The organism is Methylobacterium sp. J-077, assembly GCF_022829365.1.
In the GTDB taxonomy this organism is placed as follows: Bacteria; Pseudomonadota; Alphaproteobacteria; order Rhizobiales; family Beijerinckiaceae; genus Methylobacterium.
This window is the reverse complement of record NZ_JAKSYJ010000119.1, coordinates 266,368-285,250: the sequence shown is the minus strand read 5'-3', so window position 1 is coordinate 285,250 and position 18,883 is coordinate 266,368. Positions and strand designations below refer to the sequence as shown.

The 18,883-nt window shown below is 68.5% G+C and carries 14 protein-coding genes; 7 read left to right on the top strand and 7 right to left on the bottom strand.

Annotated features, from left to right (window positions below; genetic code table 11):
* Positions 1 to 310: 310 nt before the first annotated feature.
* The 3 genes from fliI (at position 311) to MKL11_RS14250 (ending at position 3,475) form a co-directional block, all read left to right on the top strand.
* On the top strand, positions 311 to 1,663 hold the full coding sequence (gene fliI / locus MKL11_RS14260) for a flagellar protein export ATPase FliI (RefSeq protein ID WP_243944582.1): 1,353 nt from the start codon (positions 311 to 313) through the stop codon (positions 1,661 to 1,663).
* Between the two features lie 149 nt (positions 1,664 to 1,812).
* The gene (fliJ, locus tag MKL11_RS14255) at positions 1,813 to 2,220 is read left to right on the top strand and encodes a flagellar export protein FliJ (RefSeq protein WP_243944580.1); all 408 of its coding nucleotides are present in this window, start codon (positions 1,813 to 1,815) and stop codon (positions 2,218 to 2,220) included.
* A gap of 193 nt (positions 2,221 to 2,413) precedes the next feature.
* On the top strand, positions 2,414 to 3,475 hold the full coding sequence (locus MKL11_RS14250; protein WP_243944578.1) for a lysylphosphatidylglycerol synthase domain-containing protein: 1,062 nt from the start codon (positions 2,414 to 2,416) through the stop codon (positions 3,473 to 3,475).
* Positions 3,476 to 3,662: 187 nt separating this feature from the next.
* On the opposite strand, the gene flhA is transcribed toward MKL11_RS14250, so the two are convergent.
* Entirely contained in the window at positions 3,663 to 5,822 is a 2,160-nt protein-coding gene (gene flhA / locus MKL11_RS14245; protein ID WP_243944576.1) for a flagellar biosynthesis protein FlhA, read from the bottom strand.
* 166 nt (positions 5,823 to 5,988) lie between these two features.
* On the opposite strand from flhA, the gene MKL11_RS14240 reads away from it, so the two are divergent.
* Positions 5,989 to 6,567, top strand: a complete 579-nt coding sequence (locus MKL11_RS14240; RefSeq protein WP_243944574.1) for a hypothetical protein — start codon at positions 5,989 to 5,991, stop codon at positions 6,565 to 6,567.
* Between the two features lie 11 nt (positions 6,568 to 6,578).
* On the opposite strand, the gene MKL11_RS14235 is transcribed toward MKL11_RS14240, so the two are convergent.
* On the bottom strand, positions 6,579 to 7,820 hold the full coding sequence (locus tag MKL11_RS14235; protein WP_243944572.1) for a capsule biosynthesis protein: 1,242 nt from the start codon (positions 7,818 to 7,820) through the stop codon (positions 6,579 to 6,581).
* A 130-nt stretch (positions 7,821 to 7,950) separates the two neighbouring features.
* A complete protein-coding gene (locus tag MKL11_RS14230; RefSeq protein WP_243944570.1) occupies positions 7,951 to 8,604 on the bottom strand; it encodes an ABC transporter ATP-binding protein in 654 nt (217 codons plus the stop codon).
* 407 nt (positions 8,605 to 9,011) lie between these two features.
* Here MKL11_RS14230 and MKL11_RS14225 point away from each other — a divergent pair, with 407 nt between their 5' ends.
* The 3 genes from MKL11_RS14225 (at position 9,012) to MKL11_RS14215 (ending at position 12,027) form a co-directional block, all read left to right on the top strand.
* A complete protein-coding gene (locus MKL11_RS14225) occupies positions 9,012 to 9,467 on the top strand; it encodes a PAS domain-containing protein (RefSeq protein WP_243944568.1) in 456 nt (151 codons plus the stop codon).
* A 57-nt stretch (positions 9,468 to 9,524) separates the two neighbouring features.
* Complete coding sequence (frc, locus tag MKL11_RS14220; RefSeq protein WP_243944566.1) at positions 9,525 to 10,775, top strand: formyl-CoA transferase; 1,251 nt, start codon at positions 9,525 to 9,527, stop codon at positions 10,773 to 10,775.
* Between the two features lie 82 nt (positions 10,776 to 10,857).
* A complete protein-coding gene (locus tag MKL11_RS14215; protein ID WP_243944564.1) occupies positions 10,858 to 12,027 on the top strand; it encodes an HPP family protein in 1,170 nt (389 codons plus the stop codon).
* 9 nt (positions 12,028 to 12,036) lie between these two features.
* Here the strand turns inward: MKL11_RS14215 and MKL11_RS14210 are convergent, their stop codons facing one another.
* From MKL11_RS14210 to MKL11_RS14195, 4 genes are all read right to left on the bottom strand, one after another.
* The gene (locus MKL11_RS14210; RefSeq protein WP_243944562.1) at positions 12,037 to 13,608 is read right to left on the bottom strand and encodes an ABC transporter substrate-binding protein; all 1,572 of its coding nucleotides are present in this window, start codon (positions 13,606 to 13,608) and stop codon (positions 12,037 to 12,039) included.
* A gap of 209 nt (positions 13,609 to 13,817) precedes the next feature.
* Complete coding sequence (gene oxc / locus MKL11_RS14205; protein WP_243944560.1) at positions 13,818 to 15,563, bottom strand: oxalyl-CoA decarboxylase; 1,746 nt, start codon at positions 15,561 to 15,563, stop codon at positions 13,818 to 13,820.
* An 87-nt stretch (positions 15,564 to 15,650) separates the two neighbouring features.
* A complete protein-coding gene (gene oxlT, locus MKL11_RS14200) occupies positions 15,651 to 16,937 on the bottom strand; it encodes an oxalate/formate MFS antiporter (RefSeq protein ID WP_243944558.1) in 1,287 nt (428 codons plus the stop codon).
* Positions 16,938 to 17,083: 146 nt separating this feature from the next.
* Positions 17,084 to 18,880 carry a zeta toxin family protein gene (locus MKL11_RS14195; protein ID WP_243944556.1) on the bottom strand — a complete coding sequence of 599 codons (1,797 nt, stop codon included), beginning with the start codon at positions 18,878 to 18,880 and terminating at the stop codon, positions 17,084 to 17,086.
* Positions 18,881 to 18,883: the final 3 nt, after the last annotated feature.

Below are 18,883 nucleotides of genomic sequence, written 5' to 3'. Positions count from 1 at the left end.
ATTAATCGTTAACAAAACCTGATTCCCACCCGCAAGCGTCTCGTTCACCGGCTTGCGAGCTTGACTGGAGGAATGAGGTCCCTCCACCCCTGCCCGGGGCCGTGATTCCGGTCCTCTCGCGATCGGCACGCCCACGACCGGGGGCGTAAGTGCTTCCCCCGTAACGACCCGATCCCGGCTGTGATCCTGCGGCCACAGCCCCACGACTTCGTGAAGCCCTAAAAGCCGCGGGAGCCCGAACCGGACCGCTGCGAGCCCGATGACCGCAGTGTTAAGGAGGCCGGTAAACGAAGCGTTGAGAGCGAGGCGGATGACACAGGTTCCGGCAAGGTCCGTTACCAACCTCGCCGCGGCTCAGGCCGCTCTCGATCGCGTCAAGGTGCTGGAGACGTTCGGCCGCGTGGTGGCGATCCGCGGCCTGCTGGTCGAGGTCGCTGGCCCGGTGGCCGCCATGCGGCTCGGCGGCCGGATCGACGTGGAGGGCGCCAACGGCCTCGGGCTGGTGCCCTGCGAGATCATCGGCTTCCAGGGCGACCGGGCGCTCGCCATGCCGTTCGGCTCCCTGGAAGGGGTTCGCCGCGGCTGCCCGGCCTACGTGCGCGACGAATCGGCGGGCGCGATCCGGCCGACGAGCGCCTGGCTCGGGCGGGTGATCGATGCGCTCGGGCGGCCCGTCGACGGGCTCGGGCCGCTGCCGCAGGGGCCGGACGTCTATTCCCTGCGCGCCGACCCGCCCCCCGCCCATGCCCGCACCCGGGTCGGCGGCCCCCTGGACCTCGGGGTCCGGTGCATCAACACCTTTCTGACCATGTGTGCCGGCCAGCGGATGGGCATCTTCGCCGGATCCGGTGTCGGCAAGTCGGTGCTGCTGTCGATGCTCGCCCGCTACACCGCCGCCGACGTGGCGGTGATCGGCCTCGTGGGCGAGCGCGGCCGCGAGGTGCAGGAGTTCCTGCAGGACGATCTCGGCGCGGCGGGCCTCGCCCGCTCCGTGGTGGTGGTGGCGACCTCCGATGAGCCGGCCCTGATGCGCCGCAACGCCGCCTACGTGACCCTGTCGGTGGCCGAGCATTTTCGCGACCAGGGCGCGAAGGTGCTGTGCATGATCGATTCGATCACCCGCTTCGCCATGGCCCAGCGCGATATCGGCCTCGCCGCGGGCGAGCCGCCCACCGCCAAGGGCTATACGCCGACCGTCTTCTCGGAATTGCCGCGGCTGCTGGAGCGGGCCGGGCCAGGCGTCGGCGTCGGCACGATCTCGGCCCTCTTCACGGTGCTGGTCGAGGGCGACGACCACAACGAGCCGGTGGCCGACGCGGTCCGCGGCATCCTGGACGGGCACATCGTCATGGAGCGGGCGATCGCCGAGCGCGGGCGCTACCCGGCGATCAACGTGCTGCGCTCGGTCTCCCGGACCATGCCGCGCTCCTGCAACCCGGCCTATCTGCCGCTGGTCCGCCGGGCCCGCCGGGTGCTCTCGACCTATGCCGACATGGAGGAACTGATCCGGCTGGGCGCCTACCGGGCGGGCTCGTCCCAGGAGGTCGACGAGGCTGTGGCGCTCATGCCGCATCTTGAGGCTTTTCTGGGGCAGGGTAAGGAAGAAGCAACGTCCATCGGCGATGGTTACGCACGGCTCAGCCAGATCATCGGCGGGGCCTAGGCATCATGCAGCGAAGCGGTAACCGCTTCTGTGCAGTGAGTGATGCGGAACCAGGGTCCGAGCAGGTTCGCCTTCGCGATCCTGCTTAGGGCACGGGCCGGGCATGGTCCTCGGCGCGGCCCCGAGCGTTGCGTGGAGTGAGCGTCCCAATGAAATCGCGTGACACGCTGATCCGGCTGCGTCGCTTCCAGGTTGATGAGAAGCGGCGGCGTGTGACCCAGATCGAGATGATGATGGCCGACTTCCAGCGCATGGCGGTGGAACTCGACCGCGAGGTCGCCGTCGAGGAGGCCCGTGCCGGCATCACCGATGTCGGGCATTTCGCCTACCCGACCTACGCGCGCGCCGCCGCCGGCCGCCGGGACAACATGCGTCAGTCCGCCCAGGCGCTGGAGGGCCAGCTGGCCGAGGCCAAGGCCGAACTCGGCGAGGCGTTCGAGGAGCTGAAGAAGGTCGAGATCCTGCACGATCGCGAGCGCACCGCCGAGCGCGCCGCCGACGCGGTCCGGGACCAGGCCGCGATGGACGGGATCGGGCTCACCCGCGCCCGGGGCTGACCCGATCCAAGGGGCGCGCAGCCACGCGTTGCACCCCGTTCGGCGGCCGGTCTTCCGAGTCCGCGTCTGATGTGCCGGCGACGCGGCACGAAACCGTCATGATCGCCTGACAAGGGGATCGCGATGGCCTCGATCCGCTTGCGGCGCGTTGCTTGGCGGCGCATCAGGGGCTCTCCCCGGGGCGTCGGTGTTCATGAAGAAGCTCAGCGAGTTCATCTGGCCGTTGATCGGCCTCGCAGCGGTCGTCGTATCGGGCTACTTTCTCTATCAAGAGTTGAAGACTACGTCGCTGGCGGCGATCTGGGCTGCGGTCCTGGCAATTCCCCCGCACCGCATCCTGATGGCGGCGATCTCGACCCTCGTGGCCTATGCGGCGCTCGCCTGGTACGACCGGATCGCGCTGATGCATCTGGGCGTGCGCCACATCTCGTGGCTGTTCGTCTCCCTCTGCTCCTTCACCACCTACGCGCTGTCGCACAATATCGGCGCCTCGGTGTTCTCCGGCGCCCTGGTGCGCTACCGGGCCTATACGGCCAAGGGCCTCTCGGCCGCCCAGGTCGCCGTCTTGGTGGCCCTGTGCTCCTTCACGTTCTTCCTCGGCACGATCCTGCTCGGCGGCTTCACGCTCGTCTACGATCCGAACCTGCTGGAACGGCTGAGGGACAAGCTCCCGGCGATCATCACCAACCCGAGCACGGCTATTGTCGTGGGCATCTGCATGCTGGCGTTCGTGGCGATCTACGTCATCGGTTCGCTCCTCCGGCTGCCGCCCATCAGCTTGCGCAAATTCAAGCTCGAGTATCCGCGTCCGGGGATCATGCTGCGTCAGCTCGCAGCCGCACCACTGGAGCTTCTGGGTGCCGCGGGGATCATCTATTTCGCCCTGCCGGACGCGGTGAATCCGAATTTCATCCCCGTGCTCGCGATCTTTCTCGCATCGTTCTCGGTGGCACTCGCCTCGCACGCTCCGGGGGGGCTCGGGGTCTTCGAGATCGTCTTCCTCACCGCGATGAATATCGATGTCGCCGACGAGCCCCGGAAGAATGCCGTCATCGCCGCGCTGCTGGTGTTTCGGGTGTTCTACTTCTGGATCCCGGCGCTGATCTCGGTGGTCGTCGTGGTGCTGTTCGAGCGCTCCCGCCTCGCCGCCGCCATCACCCCGTCCGTCCCCGCGACCGTGCCGGAGCCCCCCGTGGTCGTGCCGGGGCTCGACGCGCACGAGCTGGAGCGAGAGCTGAAGCAGAAGGCGATCTGAGGCGGGTTTCGGAAGAACCGCTTGCTCGATCGACCCGCCTCGTCATCGCGAGCGCAGCGACGCGATCCAGGGATACGCTACTGGCTGGCGCGCGCTGCCCTGCCTGGCTTCGCTGCGCTCGCCAGGACGGTGAAGGGCCGCTTCTGCCCATAAGCCCGACACACGGCCGCCGCTTGCCGCCGCCCACTCAAATTGATCCCACGGTGCGCAGCCGCGCCCGCGGGTGGATCTCGGCCTGGCTCATCACCGGCGTCTCCCGGCGGAACCGCTCGATGATCGAGCGCACGAACGGCCGGGACTGCGCCGAGGTGACCAGCACCGGCATCTCGCCCTGGCGGGCGGCGGTCTCGAAGCGGTCGCGGACCGCGGTGACGAACTCGCTGAGCTTCGAGGGCTGCATCGCCAGGTAACGCTCTTCGCGCTCGCCGACGATCGCTTCCATGAAGGCCTGCTCCCAGGCGGGCGACAGCGTGATGATCGGCAAGGTGCCGTTCGGGTCCTGGTACTGGGCGCAGATCTGCCGCCCGAGCCGGGCGCGGACATGCTCGACCACGTCGCGGGGATTCTTCACCGAGCCCGCGACTTCCGCGATCCCCTCGACGATCGCCCCGAGGTCGCGGATCGACACCCGCTCGGAGAGCAGGAATTGCAGCACGCGCTGCACGCCGGTGGTCGAGATCTGCGACGGCACGATCTCCTTGAGCAGCTCGGCGTGCTCCTTGGGCAGCTCGCGCAGCAGCTTCGAGACCTCGACGTGGTTGAGGAGCTCGGAGACGTGGGCCTTGATCACCTCGGTGAGGTGGGTCGAGACCACGGTGGCGGCATCGACCACCGTATAGCCCTTGAGCTGCGCCTGATCGCGCAGGGATGCGTCGATCCAGGTCGCCGGCAGGCCGAAGGTCGGCTCCAGCATGTGCTGGCCGGGCAGCTGCACCTGGCCGCCCATCGGATCCATGGCCATGAACTGGCCAGGAAAAATCCGGCCGGTGCCGGCCTCGATCTCCTTGACCCGCACCACGTAGGAATTGGCGTCGAGCTGGACGTTGTCGAGGATGCGTACCGAGGGCATCACGAAGCCGAGTTCCGCCGCGAGCTGGCGGCGCAGCGCCTTGATCTGGTCGGTCAGCCGGTCCTGGCCCTCGCCGTTGACCAGGGCCAGGAGCGCGTAGCCCATCTCGAGCTTCAGGTCGTCGAGCTTGAGCAGGTCGGTGACGGTCTCCTCCTTGGCCGTCGCGGCGGCCGCAACCGCCTTGGCGTCCATCGGGACGCCCTGCGCGTCCAGCGGCGGCGCCTCGTTGGCCGTCTTGTTGGTGCGCCAGGCGGCGTAGGCCGCCCCGCCGCCGAGCAGCACGAACGGCAGCATCGGCATGCCGGGCAGCAGCGCGATCAGGAACATCACGGCCGCCGACATGCCGAGCGCCTTGGGATAATGCGCGAGCTGCTTGCCCAGCGCCTTGTCGGCCGAGCCGCGCACGCCCGCCTTCGAGACCAGGATGCCGGCCGCGGTCGAGACGATCAGCGCCGGGACCTGGCTCGCCAGCCCGTCGCCGATGGTGAGCAGGGTGTAGCTCTTGGCGGCATCGCCGAAGCTCAGGCCCTGCTGCGCCACGCCGATGACGATGCCGCCGACCACGTTGATGAAGGTGATCAGCAGCGCCGCCACCGCGTCGCCGCGGACGAATTTCGAGGCGCCGTCCATGGCGCCGAAGAAGGACGATTCCTCCTCGAGGGCGGACCGGCGCGCCTTGGCGACCTTCTCGTCGATCAGGCCGGCCGAGAGATCGGCATCGATCGCCATCTGCTTGCCGGGCATCGCGTCAAGGGTGAAGCGGGCGGCGACCTCGGCGATGCGGCCCGAGCCCTTGGTGATGACCACGAAGTTCACGATGATCAGGATCGCGAACACGATGATCCCGATGACGAAATTGCCGCCCATCACGAAGTTGCCGAAGGCCTCGATGACATGGCCGGCCGCCGCCGTGCCCTCGTGGCCGTGGCCCAGGATCAGGCGCGTCGAGGCGAGGTTCAGCGCCAGCCGCAGCATCGTGGCGATGAGCAGCAGCGTCGGGAAGACGGTGAATTCCAGCGGGTTGTCGATCGACAGGCCGGTCATCATGATCAGCACGGAGGTGATGATCGACACCGCCAGCAGCAGGTCGAGCAGCACCGCCGGCAGCGGGAAGATCAGCACCGCCAGGATGCCCATGACGCCGGTGGCGAACATGAGGTCGGAGCGCTTGGACAGCGCATGGAGGTCGCCGCGGGTCGGCAGCGCGAGCTGACTCAGGACCGATGCGGCCCCGCTCATAGCCCCGCCCCTGGCCGGCACGCTCGCCGTCTCCGCCATCGTTCTCGATCCATCGCCGTCCGCCTCGGGGAATCCCGAGCGCGCACGCGGCAAGATTTGCCGAGCGGATGGTTAGCGCGCCGTTAAGAACCGGCACGGCGCGGGCGGAACCCGCACAGCCTTCGCCGCTTGATCGGGCGGCAGCCCACCGATCGAAAGAGCCCGCATGACCGCGCGCGTCCTCACCGCCCTCTACGACGAGTACGACACCGCCACCGGCGTGGTCGATCAGCTTGAGTCTGCGGGCATTCCTCATGCGGACATCAGCCTGCTGGCGAATCGGGCGGAACCGGCCCAAATCCAGGAGCGGCCGTTTGGCGATCCCCATCCCGATGTCGTCGATCCGGTAGACGCCGCCGGGACGGGCGCGACCGTCGGTACGGTCCTGGGCGGCGGGGCCGGGTTGCTCGCAGGGCTCGGGTTGCTGGCGATCCCCGGCCTCGGGCCGGTGGTCGCGGCGGGTTGGCTGGTGGCGGCCGCCACAGGCGCGGGGGTCGGTGCCGCGGCCGGCGGCCTGATCGGCGGCCTCACGGGGGCCGGCCTCACCGAGGGCGAGGCCGAGACTTATGCCGAGGGCGTGCGCCGGGGCGGAACCCTCGTGACGGTCCGGGCCGAGGACCACCAAGCCGACCGCGTGATGGCGATCCTCGATCGCGCCGGCTCGATCGATCTCGATGAGCGCGCCGAGGGTTGGCGCGCCCAGGGCTGGACCGGGAATCCCGGCGGGTCAGCGGCGAGACGCTGATCCGGATCGCCTCAATTCATCATCTTTCGGGCGAACATCGATGCAGCGAACAGCACGGCGGCTCCCGCGGTGACCAGGCTGATCATCAGGACCCGCCGGGGCTCGACGGACGATTCCGCCTTCACCGGCTCGACGATCGGGCTGAAGAACTCGATCTGCCGCGCCGCGACGATGCGGGCGCGCTCATGGGCGGTCAGCACCTGCTGGTAGTATTTCTCGGCGTTCTTGCGGTCGTTATCGAGGGCCTCGAACCGGGTCAGCGCGTCCGACAGCAGGCGCTTCTGCTCGGGGTCCTGGCTGGCCGATTGCCGCTCGATCCGGGCGATGTTGTCGTCGAGATCCTTGATCTGCTGCTTGATGTCGATGATCCGGCGGGATTCCGGGCCGAGATCGCGCTGGCCGATGGCGAGTTGCACCGCCAGGTTGATCCGGGCCGCCCGCAGCTCGGAGACGACTTTGAGGTTGGCTTCGTTCGACTTCTGCGCATCGAGCACGCCCTCACGGTTGCGCAGGTCGCGCATCGCAAGGCGGATCTTGTTCATGCGCTCCTCGGCGAGCTTCAACTCGCGGGAGCTCTCGGCGACCGCATCCTCACGCGCTTTCACGCTGAGGTCGTTCACCATCCGCTCGGCCTCGGTCATCACGGCTTTCGCGATGGCGAGGGACTCGTCGGGGTCGAAGGCCTCGACCGTCAGCGACATGATGCCGGAGCCGGATTCGACATCGACGCCGATGCGCCGCTTCCAGTAGCGGAGGGCCTTTTCGATCGGCTTTTCGGGATCGAGACGGGAGAAGTAATCGATGCTGTCGCGGCTGAACCACTCGCGGATCGGCAGCTTCGCCTCGATCGTCTCCAGCATCGGCCGGCTGAGGATATACTCGTAGGTGATCAGCGTGTCCTGGGCCACCATCTGGCTCGGCACGCCCGAAGAGGTGCCGACCGAATCGGGCGCCGCCTTGTCGGCCGTGCCCAGCGCCGGGCGGATCGCGAACCGTGCCTCGCTGACGTAGCGGTCCGAGGCGATCAACCCGAAATACAGCGCTCCGGCCAGGGTCGGCAGCACGAAGCAGACGACGAACAGGATCGGGATCCAGGGGTCGTTCTTGACGTGGCTCTGATAGGACCGGATGCCCTTCTTACGATCGACGAACCGCGACATCCGGGCGATCTGCCGCAGCGATTCGGTCACCGCCTGCTGGCGGTCCGCGGTCGTCAGCGGCTGCCCCTCGGCTTTCCGGATCTCCATGTTCATGACTTGATCCCAGGCCTCCAGGGTTCGGGCAGCCGGCCCGTTGCCGGGCTCTCGACCGCGCCGAAACGCTCGCGATTCATGCCTCTCCCACGGGGAGGCGGCAAAAGCATGTCTTCGTCGCGTCGATCGATCAGGCGTTGAGGCGCCGATAGACCTCGATCGCGTCGTTCACGTCCTCGTAGATGATCGCGCGCCCGTTGAGCAGGACGAGGCCCTGCGTGCACCATTGGCGGATCGTCTCCATCGAGTGGGAGACCATGATGATGTCGGCGTTCTTGCGCCGCTGTGAGAAGACCTCGTCGCAGCGCTTGGAGAAGCGGGCGTCGCCCACCGAGGTGATCTCGTCGATCAGGTAGCAATCGAACGGGATCGCCATGCTCATGCCGAAGGCGAGCCGGGCGCCCATGCCCGAGGAATAGGTGAAGATCGGCACGTCGAGGTAGCTGCCGAGCTCGGAGAAGTCTTCGACGAAGTCGAGCACGCGGCGCGGATCCTCGCCGTAGATGCGGGCGACGAACATGACGTTGTCGCGGCCGGTCATCTTGGGATGGAAGCCGCCGGCAAATCCCAGCGGCCACGAGATCCGCAGGCCGCGGTGGATCTTGCCCCGGGTCGGGTCTTCCGTGCCGGCGATGAGCCGCATCGTGGTCGACTTGCCGGCGCCGTTGATGCCCAGGATGCCGTAGGAAATGCCGGGCTTCAGGGTGAACGACACCTGCTCCAGGATCGTCCGCTTGTGGCCGTCGGTGCGGTAGACCTTGCTGACTTTCTCGAAACGGATCACCGGGGTGGTCTCCAGGGCGGGTTGCCGAAAAGCCGGCCCGTGCTGTCTCTGGCTGCGCGGCTCCTGCCCCCGGAAAGCGGCGAATCTGAGAAGGCGGCCTGTCGAGCCACGCCGTCATCGCCAGCGTCGCGAGGCCGTCGAAGGCAGCGAACGGTCCTGAAACCATGGCGGATCGCTGAGCCGGCTCACTGCGCTCACAGCCACGAAGCGGGCGAAGCGGCCGACCGTTTCGAGCGGCCATTCGCTCATCGGATGTGACCGCGATCCTGCACCAAACTGCAGCTTTCCCAACTCCGCGATTGACAATGCCCCGTATTTGGTATACCAGATACCACACTGAGCAGCGGGACGCGGCGCGAGCTTCGGACAATCCGGAACTTTAGCGCCGCATCCGGAGGGAGACCGCGATGACGGACCCAAGCCGCCTTCGCCCCGCCGCGGACGATCTCGCCGGCTTCGTGGCCGCCATCGGAGACGCCGTGGTGGTCGCCGATCCGGAGGGCGCGATCACGGTCTGGAATCCGGCAGCCGAGCGGATCTTCGGCTTCGCCGCTGAAGACGCCCTCGGGCAGACCCTCGACCTGATCACGCCGGAGCGACACCGCCGACGTCACTGGGACGGCTACGCCAAGACCATGCGGACCGGAATCACCCGCTACGGGGCGGAGACCCTGCGGGTGCCGGCGATCCACAAGGACGGGCGCCAGCTCTCCATCGCGTTCACGGTCGGGATGATCCGGGACGCCTCGGACCAAGTGACCGGCATCGTCGCGGTGATCCGCGACGAGACCGAGCGCTGGGCCGAGGAGAAGCGCCTGCGCCAGCGCGTGGCCGACCTCGAAGCCCTTCCGGACGGATCCTGAACCCAAGACGGGACCGTCCGAAGACCGCAAGCCTCACCGTGCACGGGAGAACGCCAGATGAGCAAGCCGTTGGATGGGATCAAGATCATCGACTTCACCCACGTCCAGGCCGGTCCCGCCTGCACACAGCTGCTGGCCTGGTTCGGCGCCGACGTGATCAAGGTCGAGCGGCCGGGCTCTGGCGACGTGACTCGCACGCAGCTGCGCCATGTAGAAGATGCGGACGCGCTCTACTTCACGATGCTGAACTCGAACAAGCGCTCCCTGACGCTCGACACCAAGACCCAGGCCGGCAAGGAGGTCCTGGAGAAGCTGATCCGGGATTCCGACGTGATGGTCGAGAATTTCGGCCCCGGCGCGCTCGACCGGATGGGCTTCTCCTGGGCGCGCATCCAGAACCTCAATCCCGGGATGATCCTGGCGTCCGTGAAGGGGTTTTCCGACGGGCACCATTACGAGGACCTGAAGGTCTACGAGAACGTCGCGCAATGCGCCGGCGGCGCCGCCTCGACCACCGGCTTCTGGGACGGCCCGCCCACCGTCAGCGCCGCCGCGCTCGGTGATTCGAACACCGGCATGCACCTCGCCATCGGCATCCTCACGGCGCTCCACCAGAAGAACAAGACCGGCACCGGCCAGAAGGTCGCAGTCTCGATGCAGGACTCGGTGATCAACCTCTGCCGGGTGAAGCTGCGCGACCAGCAGCGCCTCGACGCGCTCGGCTATCTCGAGGAATACCCGCAATACCCGCACGGGGAATTCTCGGACGTGGTGCCCCGCGGCGGCAATGCCGGCGGCGGCGGCCAGCCCGGCTGGGTGCTCAAATGCAAGGGCTGGGAGACCGACCCGAACGCCTACATCTACTTCACGATCCAGGGCCATGCCTGGGCGCCGATCTGCAAGGTGCTGGGCCGCGAGGACTGGATTTCCGACCCCGCCTACAACACGCCCCGCGCGCGGCAGGACAAGATCTTCGACATCTTCAAGACCATCGAGGACTGGCTCGCCGACAAGACCAAGTTCGAGGCGGTGGACATCCTGCGCACCTACGACATCCCCTGCGCGCCGGTGCTGTCGATGAAGGAGATCGCCGAGGACACGTCGCTGCGGGCGAGCGGCACCGTGGTCGAGGTGCCGCATCCGAAGCTCGGCAGCTACCTGACCGTCGGCAGCCCGATCAAGTTCTCCGACATGACCGTCGAGGTGAAGGCCTCCCCGCTCTTGGGCGAGCATACCGACGAGGTGCTGACCGGCCTGGGCTACAGCCCCGCGCAGATCCAGGCGATGCACGAGGCTCGCGCCGTCTGACAGGCGGCTGCGAACCTTTGCTATCCTGCCACGGGACGGCGCGCGTTGCGCCGTCCCGTCTCGTCTGCACGATCCGGACCCGATGCGATCACTGCTCAGCCGCCTCCTTCCCGAGCTGACGCCGGTCAGCCCGCGCGAGCGGTTGCGCTCGGCTGCCGGTGCCCTGCTGGGGATCCTGGCGACCGGCCTGGTCAGCCGCTCCGCGATCGGAACCGTGGCCGCTCCGGTGCTGATCGCCCCGATGGGTGCCTCGGCGGTGCTGCTCTTCGCGGTTCCGGCGAGCCCGCTGGCGCAGCCCTGGTCGATCCTCGGCGGCAACCTCGTGGCCGCCCTGGTCGGCGTCACGGCGGCGGCCTGGATCCCGGACCCGTTCGCGGCGGCCTCCGTGGCCATCGGCCTGGCGATCGCCCTGATGATGGCCCTGCGCTGCCTGCATCCGCCGAGCGGGGCGGTGGCGCTCACGGCGGTGCTGGGCGGCCCGGCGATCCGGGAACTCGGCTACGGCTTCGTGCTCTGGCCGGTGGCGGCCAATTCGCTGCTGCTGCTCGCGACGGCCCTGCTGTTCAACAACCTCACCGGCCGCGCCTATCCGCACCTGCGTCCGGTCGGTCAACGGACCGACGACCCGGCTCCGGCCGCCCGCCTCGGCTTCCTGGCCTCGGACCTCGACGCCGCGCTCGAGGATTTCGATCAGCTGCTCGATGTCGATCGTGGCGATCTGGAGCAGATCCTGCGGCGGGTGCAGATGCGCGTCTACGGCCGCCGACCGGGGCAGACCACCTGCGCGGCGATCATGTCCCGCGACGTGATCGGGGTCGCGCCGCACGAATCCCTGGACGAGGCGCTGCGGCTGCTACGCCGCCACCGGATCAAGGCCCTGCCGGTCACGGACGAGCGCGCCCGGGTGCTCGGGATCGTCACGCAGACCGACCTCCTCGACAAGGCCGCCTGGGACCGGAGCGGCCCGCGCCTCGGCCTCGGCCGCCGCCTGCGGCTGACCGTCGAGCGCGGGCGGGCGCCCCATGGCTGCGCCGCCGACATCATGAGCGCGGTCGAGCCCGTCACCCCGGAGACGCCCTTGGCCGAGCTGGTGCTGCGGATGTCCGAGGCCAGCCTCCACCATCTGCCGGTGGTCGATCCGGATGGACGCTTGGTCGGGATCGTCTCACAGACGGATCTGGTCCCGGCGCTGATCGCCGATGCCGGCGACACCGCGCGGACCGGCGCCCCTCCGGACGCCGTACCGGTCTGATCCGCTGGATCAGCCCTTCTTGACGTTCCAGAACACCGGCACGCCGTCGAGCACTCCGGTCACCGAGGGCTTGAACGAGGTCTGGTCGAAATACTGGCCGAGCGGAAGGTAGGGCAGGTCGGCAAAAGCCTGCTTCTGCAGGGCGTCCGCCAGCGTCTTGCGCGTGGCGGTATCGGGCGCGTCGAGCCAATCCTGGCGCAGGGCCTCGAGCTTCGGGCTCGTGGGCCAGCCCACCGGCGCATCGGCGCCGGTCCCGCGCAGGAACGCGCTGACGGCCGGATTGGCCTGGTCGAGCCCGGCCCAGAAGGTGCAGAAGATGCTCCAGCCGCCTTGGGCTACGGGGTCGCGCTTGGCGCGCCGCTGGACCACCGAGCCCCAATCCATGACCTGATAATCGACGTTGAAGCCGGCGCGGGTCAGCATGTCGGCCGCCACGTCGCTGAGCGCCTTCAGGCTCGGGTAGTCGGAGGCGCCCATCAGCACCACCCTCTCACCCTTGTAGCCGGCCGCGGTCAGTGCCCTCTTGGCGGCCTCGTAGTCGCGCTTGCTGGTCAGGACACCGAGGTCGGCTTCGCTCGCCATCGGTAGGCGGGGGCAGAAGAAGCCGGTCGGCACATGGATCAGCTTCGGGTCGGTGCCGGTGACCGCCTGCATGAAGTCGGTCTGGTCCACCACCGTGAGCAGCACCTGCCGGATCGCCGGGTTATCGAAGGGCGGCTGCAACTGGTTCATGCGCAGGCAGCCGATCTTGCCGGTCGGGTCGGTGACCGTGGTCTTCAGGCTCCCGAGCGTCGGCACGAGGTCGGAGGGCGGCTGCTCCCACCAATCCATTTCGCCGGTCTGCATCGCCGAGGCGGCGGTCGCCTGGTCGGGAATGACGTGCCACTCGACTCGGTCGAGGAAGGCGCGCTTGGGCCCCGAGGTCCATTGCGGCTCGCCGCCCTCGCGCGGGACGTACTTGTCGAAGCGCTCGTAGACGACCCGGGCGCCGACCATCCGCTCGTCGGCCTTGAACCGGAACGGACCGCTGCCGACCATCTCGGTGATCTGCGTGAACGCATCGGTCTTGGCGAGGCGCTCGGGCATGATCGCGCAGATCGGCGAGCCGACCTTGCCGAGCGCGTCCGGCAGCAGCGGGAACGGCTTTTTCAGCCGGAACTGGATGGTCCGGTCGTCGGGGGCCGAGAGCTCGTCCGTGTAGGCCATGAGCGTCTGGCCCATCGGATCGCGCTTGGCCCAGCGGCCGATGCTGGCGACGCAGTCGCGGGCCAGCACCGGCGTGCCGTCGTGGAAGATCAATCCGGGCCGGAGCGTCATGCGCCACAGCTTGCCGTCATCCTCGACGACGTGGCCGGCGACCATCTGCGGCTGGGCCGCGTAGCTGGCATCGGTCCCGTAGAGTGTGTCGAACACCGCCAGCCCGTGGTTGCGGGTGACGTAAGCGGTCGTCCAGATCGGATCGAGTACCGTGAGGTCGGCCTGCGGGATGAACTTGAGCACCCGGGTGGACCCGCCCTGCGCGAGCGCCGGGGCGGCGAGCGCCGCGCCCGACAGGGCCACGAAGGAACGTCTGGTCAGCATGTCGGGCGGCCCCTGCGGTGCGTGTGGCCGTAGCTTAGCATGAGGCGGGCCATGGAGAGGGCAGGTGCTTGTTTCTCCTGTGCAGGCCACAAGCATCACTTTGCCGACAGATGAGCGCTGTGGCCCGGACCGTGCGCCTCTCCCTCCCCCCCGCAGAGGGGGGAGGGAGCGCGCGTGTCCTTGAGAAGGGTATTGTCGTTTTGCTCGCTTCACTTCTTCTTCTTGATCCCGCTCTGCGGGTTGAGGCTGCCGATATTGCCGCTCTCGCTGCCCGCGGCCGGGTCGATCACGGCGTTGACCAGCGACGGCCGGCCGGAATCCATCGCGGCGTTGACCGCCCGGGTCAGCTCGTCCGGCGAGGTGACGTGGTAGCCGTCCCCGCCGAACGCCTCGATCATCTTGTCGTAGCGGGAATCCTTGACGAACACCGTGGTGGCCGGGTCGCGCCCAGTCGGGTCGGCATCGGTGCCGCGGTAGATGCCGTTGTTGTTGAATACCACGATGCAGACCGGCAGCCCGTACCGGCAGATCGTCTCGATCTCCATGCCGGAGAAGCCGAAGGCGCTGTCGCCCTCCACACACAGGACAGGCTTGCCGGTCTCGATCGCGGCGGCGACGGCGAAGCCCATACCGATGCCCATGATGCCCCAGGTGCCGACATCCAGGCGCTTGCGCGGCTGGTACATGTCGATGATGCCCCGGGCGAGGTCGAGGGTGTTGGCGCCCTCGTTGACCAGGATCGCGTCCGGCCGCTCCTTCACGATGGTCCGCAGGGCGCCCAGCGCCGCGTGGAAGGTCATGGGCGAGGCGTTGCTCATGAGCTTGGGCGCCATCTTGGCGATGTTCGCCTCGCGCTTGGTCCTGAGCGTGTCGATCCAGTCGGCCGGGGGCTGCTGCCAGCCCTGGCCCATGCCGTCCAGTAGCGCCTGGACGCAGGAGGCGATGTCGCCGACGACCGGGGCGACGATCTCGACGTTGGAATCCATCTCGCGGGGCTCGATGTCGATCTGGATGAACTTCGTGGAGCCCGGCTCGCCCCAGCTCTTGCCCTTGCCGTGCGACAGCAGCCAGTTCAGCCGGGCGCCGACCAGCAGCACCACGTCCGAATCCTTCAGCGCGGTCGAGCGCGCGGCGCCGGCCGAGAGCGGGTGCGTGTCGGGCAGGAGGCCCTTGGCCATGCTCATCGGCACGTACGGGATGCCGCTGGTCTCCACCAGCGCGCGGATCGCCTCGTCGGCCTGCGCGTAGGCCGCGCCCTTGCCGAGCACGATCAGCGGGCGGCGGGCGGATTTCAGCACGTCCAGCGCCCGCGTGATCGCCTCGGGGGCGGGGCGCTGGGCCGGGGCCGGGTCGATCACCTTCACGAGCGACTTCTGGCCGGCCTCGGCCTCCATCACCTGGGAGAACAGCTTGGCCGGCAGGTCGAGATAGACGCCTCCGGGCCGCCCTGAGCAGGCCGCGCGGATCGCTCGAGCGATGCCGATGCCGATATCGGCCGCGTGCAGCACCCGGAAGGCCGCCTTGCACAGGGGCTTGGCGATGGCGAGCTGGTCCATCTCCTCGTAATCGCCCTGCTGGAGATCGACGATCTCGCGCTCGGACGAGCCCGAGATCAGGATCATCGGGAAGCAGTTGGTGGTGGCGTTGGCCAGCGCCGTCAGGCCGTTCAGGAAGCCCGGCGCCGAGACGGTGAGGCAGATCCCCGGCTTCTGGGTGAGGAAGCCCGCGATCGCCGCGGCGTTGCCGGCATGCTGCTCGTGCCGGAACGACACCACTCGCATTCCCGAAGCCTGCGCCATGCGGCCGAGATCGGTAATCGGGATGCCCGGGACGCCGTAGATCGTCTCGATCTCGTTCAGCTTCAGTGCGTCGATGACGAGGTGGAAACCGTCGGTGAGATCGGGCTCGGCCTCGATCTCGGGTGCGGTGTGGACGATCTTTGCCAGAGCGGTCATTGCGGAATCTCCCCGACCATCGGTTGCAGTGCTGGCGTCCCGGGCCGGTGCAGGCTCCGGGCCATTTTTTTCGGCTATCGGGGCGGCTCAGGCCGCCCGGATCGGTTGGGCGGCGAGCGCCGCGGGATGCTCGTCCTCCGCGAGGTAGCGGGCGCGCAGGGGCCGCAGCAGGAAGATCGCGAGGGCGGCGGCCGTGACGTTGAGCCCGATGATCAGCGCGAACACCGCCGACCAGCCATAGGCCGCCGAGAGCAGACTGGCGAACGGCACTAGGAACGCGGCGGTGCCCTTGGCGGTGTACAGCAGGCCGGCATTGCTGGCGGCGTATTTCGAGCCGAACGTGTCCCCGCAGGTTGCCGGGAATAGCGAGTAGATCTCGCCGAACACGCCGAAATAGACGGCCGTGGCGAACACGAACACCATCGGGTGATGGCCGTAGGTGAGGAGCACGATCACCGCGAGCGCCGCCGTCGAGAAGGCGATGAACATCGTGTTCTCGCGGCCAATATGGTCGGAGACGTAGCCGAAGAACGGCCTGCCGAACCCGTCGAAGATCCGGTCGAGGGAGATCGCCAGGGTCAGGGCCGCCATCTGGAGGCCGAACAGGCTGACCGGCACCCCGGCCACCTGGAAATCGTGGGCGATCGGGGCGATCTGCGCCGCCGCCATCAGGCCGCCGGAGGCGACCATGACGAACATCGCGTACATCACCCAGAAGACCGGCGTGCGCACCGCCTCGCGCGGGCTGCGGTCGACCTTGGTCTGGGGCAGGCGCAGGCTCTTGCGCTGCATCGGGGCGATGGTCCTGGGCTTGCGCAGCAGGAACGAGAGGGCGAGCACCACCACGCCCTGGCCGAGGCCGAAATACAGGAAGGCGTCCTGGTAGCCGCTGGTGGCAATCATCCGGGCGATCGGCACCACCGTGATGGCCGCGCCCGCGCCGAACCCGGCGGCGGTGGCGCCGGCGGCGAGTCCCCGGCGATGCGGAAACCATTTCAGCGCGTTGCCGACGCAGGTGCCGTAGACCGAGCCGGCGCCGATGCCGCCCACCACGGCGCCGAGATAGAGCAGCGCGAGGCTGTCGGCGTAGGCGTCGATGGTCCAGGCCAGGGCGATCATCACGCCGCCGAACGCGACCACGCGGCTCGGGCCGTAGCGATCCACGAACCAGGCCTCCACGGGCACCAGCCAGGTCTCGGTGGCGACGAAGAGTGTGAATGCGAGCTGGATCGCCGCTCGCCCCCAGTGATAGCGCTGATCGATGGGATCGACGAACAGCGTCCAGCCGTATTGCAGGTTGGCGATCATGGCCATGCAGATCACCCCGAAGGCGAGCTGCCACCATTTCGCCGACGGCGAATCCTGGCGTTCCATCCCTGAGCCTCTCTGATCGGCGGCGCGTCCTTGAAGTGGCGCGTCTGGCGTGCCGATTCAATCATGCATATTCAGCACAGGCATGCAATATACCAGCATGCACTGCGGCGGCCCGCTGTCAGGCCAGGAAATATTGTTCCGTCCGCCTATCGGGTGGTGCCGGGTCCCCAAGCGCCCAGCGTCGGCTCATCCGCCGGGACAAGCGTCTCATCGAGGTCCGGTATCCCGGCGGTATCGGCTGGAATGCCGATGACTGCCCGGGCCGCCTCCCAGTCCGGATCGTCGGCCGCGACTGACGGGACCTGGCGATCGATACCGGTGACACGGCCACGGTCGAGGCGCACGAACACGCGTCCGGTGTCGGCCCGGGCGAACCGGACCACGTCCATCCGCCGAAGACACGCGCGGAGAAAGCTCGTGTTGGCATCGGCCGCGAGGTCGACGCCGCGGAACACCGCGTCCGGCCCGCGGGCGAAGATGTCGACCTTGCGGAAGCGGTCGATGTCGATCAGCCCCTTCACGGCGAGGATGTTGAGGACGCCGCCGGCGCCGAAGGCGATGGTGCGCGGGCGCTCGCCCTGCGGGACGCTGTTGTCGAGGAACTCGCAGACCACCTGCTTGTCCCGGGCCAGCGCCCAGTTGAAGAACAGCCGCGGCATGCCGGTATAGGCCTCGACGTTGTGGGCCAGCAGGTCCTCCACCGCCTTGAACCGGCCGAACTGCTCGCCGCGCCTGTAGGCGCGCTCCACCGTGTCGGCCGGGGGCGTGACCATGAACTGCATGTAGACCCGCTCGCCGAACCGGGTGAGCAGTTGGCCGCCACCATCCGAGCCGGCCTCGGCCTGGAAGCTGTCGAACCGGAACCGGTCGATCAGCAGGTTCGAGATCCGGCGCTCGGCCGCCTTGCGGGTGACGTAGCGGTCGAGCTTCATGTCGATCATCTCGACCTCGTAGCCCGTGAGCGTGCCGGCATACCGGGTCGCCGGGCCGAGGCTGTCGTAGTCGAGCAGAAACTTGCGCCAGACGTCCGGGGTGATCACGGCGAAGTCGGACCAGGCCATCCCGAGGCGTCTGGCGAGCCCCAACTGGTAGGGCCGGATCGTGCTCTTGCCCGAGGCCGAGGCGCCCTTGACGTTCATCACCACCGGATGGGCCTGGGGGGCGAGGCGCCGGTAGCCGCTTGCCTCGACCACGGCGGCGATCCAGGGCTCGATCAACTCGCCGATGCGGCGGCTGCCGTAGCCGTTGGAGATCAGGGTCCCGGCGATGCCGCACAGCAGGGCGGGGTCGCGGATCAGCGCGTTCTGCCGAGCGAGGATCCCGGAGACGACACTGCGCAGGGCCTCGCAGGCGGCGATCTCCAGGCCGTCGCCGGCCTGCGCCGCCCGCTGATGCCAGGCCTCGAGATGGCCGAGCGCCCGGCTCGCGGGATCCGGGCGGGGGAGCGGGCTGGGCGTCGGCGGACGGCGCCCGAGCAGCCGGTCGAGCCAGCCGGGCTCCGGCGGCGGCGGGGAGGGCGGGTCGTCGAAGATAGCGGCGATCTCGCGCCGGAGCACCAAATCGGCCTCGTCCCGAACCGCCGCCAGGGCGGCTTCGACCTCGCTGAGCCGGGGCTCGACGCCCTCGTGCAGGATGGCCGAGACGATCGCGCGGAAATTGACCCCGAGATCCGCGTAGACCGCGCCCACCGGCACCGACAGGTCGGACATGACCCGGATCAGCACCTCGTGGACGACGAGGCGTCCGGGCCGGATCCGGGTGAGCTGGCGGGCCGGCAGACCGCACAGGTCGCTCATCTCGAACGCGTCGCGCAGGGGCGTCTCGACGTGCTCGGGTCGGTAGACGGTGATCAGGGGCGTGAACGCGGCCGGCAGGTCGGACTGGACGCCGGGATTCCAGGGCCCGGGGGCTGTTTCCGGGATGCCGGCCGCCGTTTCCGTCATCCG

Bases quoted from the DNA above. Each gene is read 5' to 3' on its own strand.
- fliI (WP_243944582.1), top strand. From the start codon at position 311: ATGACACAGGTTCCGGCAAGGTCCGTTACCAACCTCGCCGCGGCTCAG.
- MKL11_RS14215 (WP_243944564.1), top strand. From the start codon at position 10,858: ATGCGATCACTGCTCAGCCGCCTCCTTCCCGAGCTGACGCCGGTCAGC.
- MKL11_RS14210 (WP_243944562.1), bottom strand. From the start codon at position 13,608: ATGCTGACCAGACGTTCCTTCGTGGCCCTGTCGGGCGCGGCGCTCGCC.
- MKL11_RS14235 (WP_243944572.1), bottom strand. From the start codon at position 7,820: ATGAACATGGAGATCCGGAAAGCCGAGGGGCAGCCGCTGACGACCGCG.
- MKL11_RS14240 (WP_243944574.1), top strand. From the start codon at position 5,989: ATGACCGCGCGCGTCCTCACCGCCCTCTACGACGAGTACGACACCGCC.
- frc (WP_243944566.1), top strand. From the start codon at position 9,525: ATGAGCAAGCCGTTGGATGGGATCAAGATCATCGACTTCACCCACGTC.
- oxc (WP_243944560.1), bottom strand. From the start codon at position 15,563: ATGACCGCTCTGGCAAAGATCGTCCACACCGCACCCGAGATCGAGGCC.
- fliJ (WP_243944580.1), top strand. From the start codon at position 1,813: ATGAAATCGCGTGACACGCTGATCCGGCTGCGTCGCTTCCAGGTTGAT.
- MKL11_RS14250 (WP_243944578.1), top strand. From the start codon at position 2,414: ATGAAGAAGCTCAGCGAGTTCATCTGGCCGTTGATCGGCCTCGCAGCG.
- oxlT (WP_243944558.1), bottom strand. From the start codon at position 16,937: ATGGAACGCCAGGATTCGCCGTCGGCGAAATGGTGGCAGCTCGCCTTC.
- MKL11_RS14225 (WP_243944568.1), top strand. From the start codon at position 9,012: ATGACGGACCCAAGCCGCCTTCGCCCCGCCGCGGACGATCTCGCCGGC.
- MKL11_RS14195 (WP_243944556.1), bottom strand. From the start codon at position 18,880: ATGACGGAAACGGCGGCCGGCATCCCGGAAACAGCCCCCGGGCCCTGG.
- flhA (WP_243944576.1), bottom strand. From the start codon at position 5,822: ATGGCGGAGACGGCGAGCGTGCCGGCCAGGGGCGGGGCTATGAGCGGG.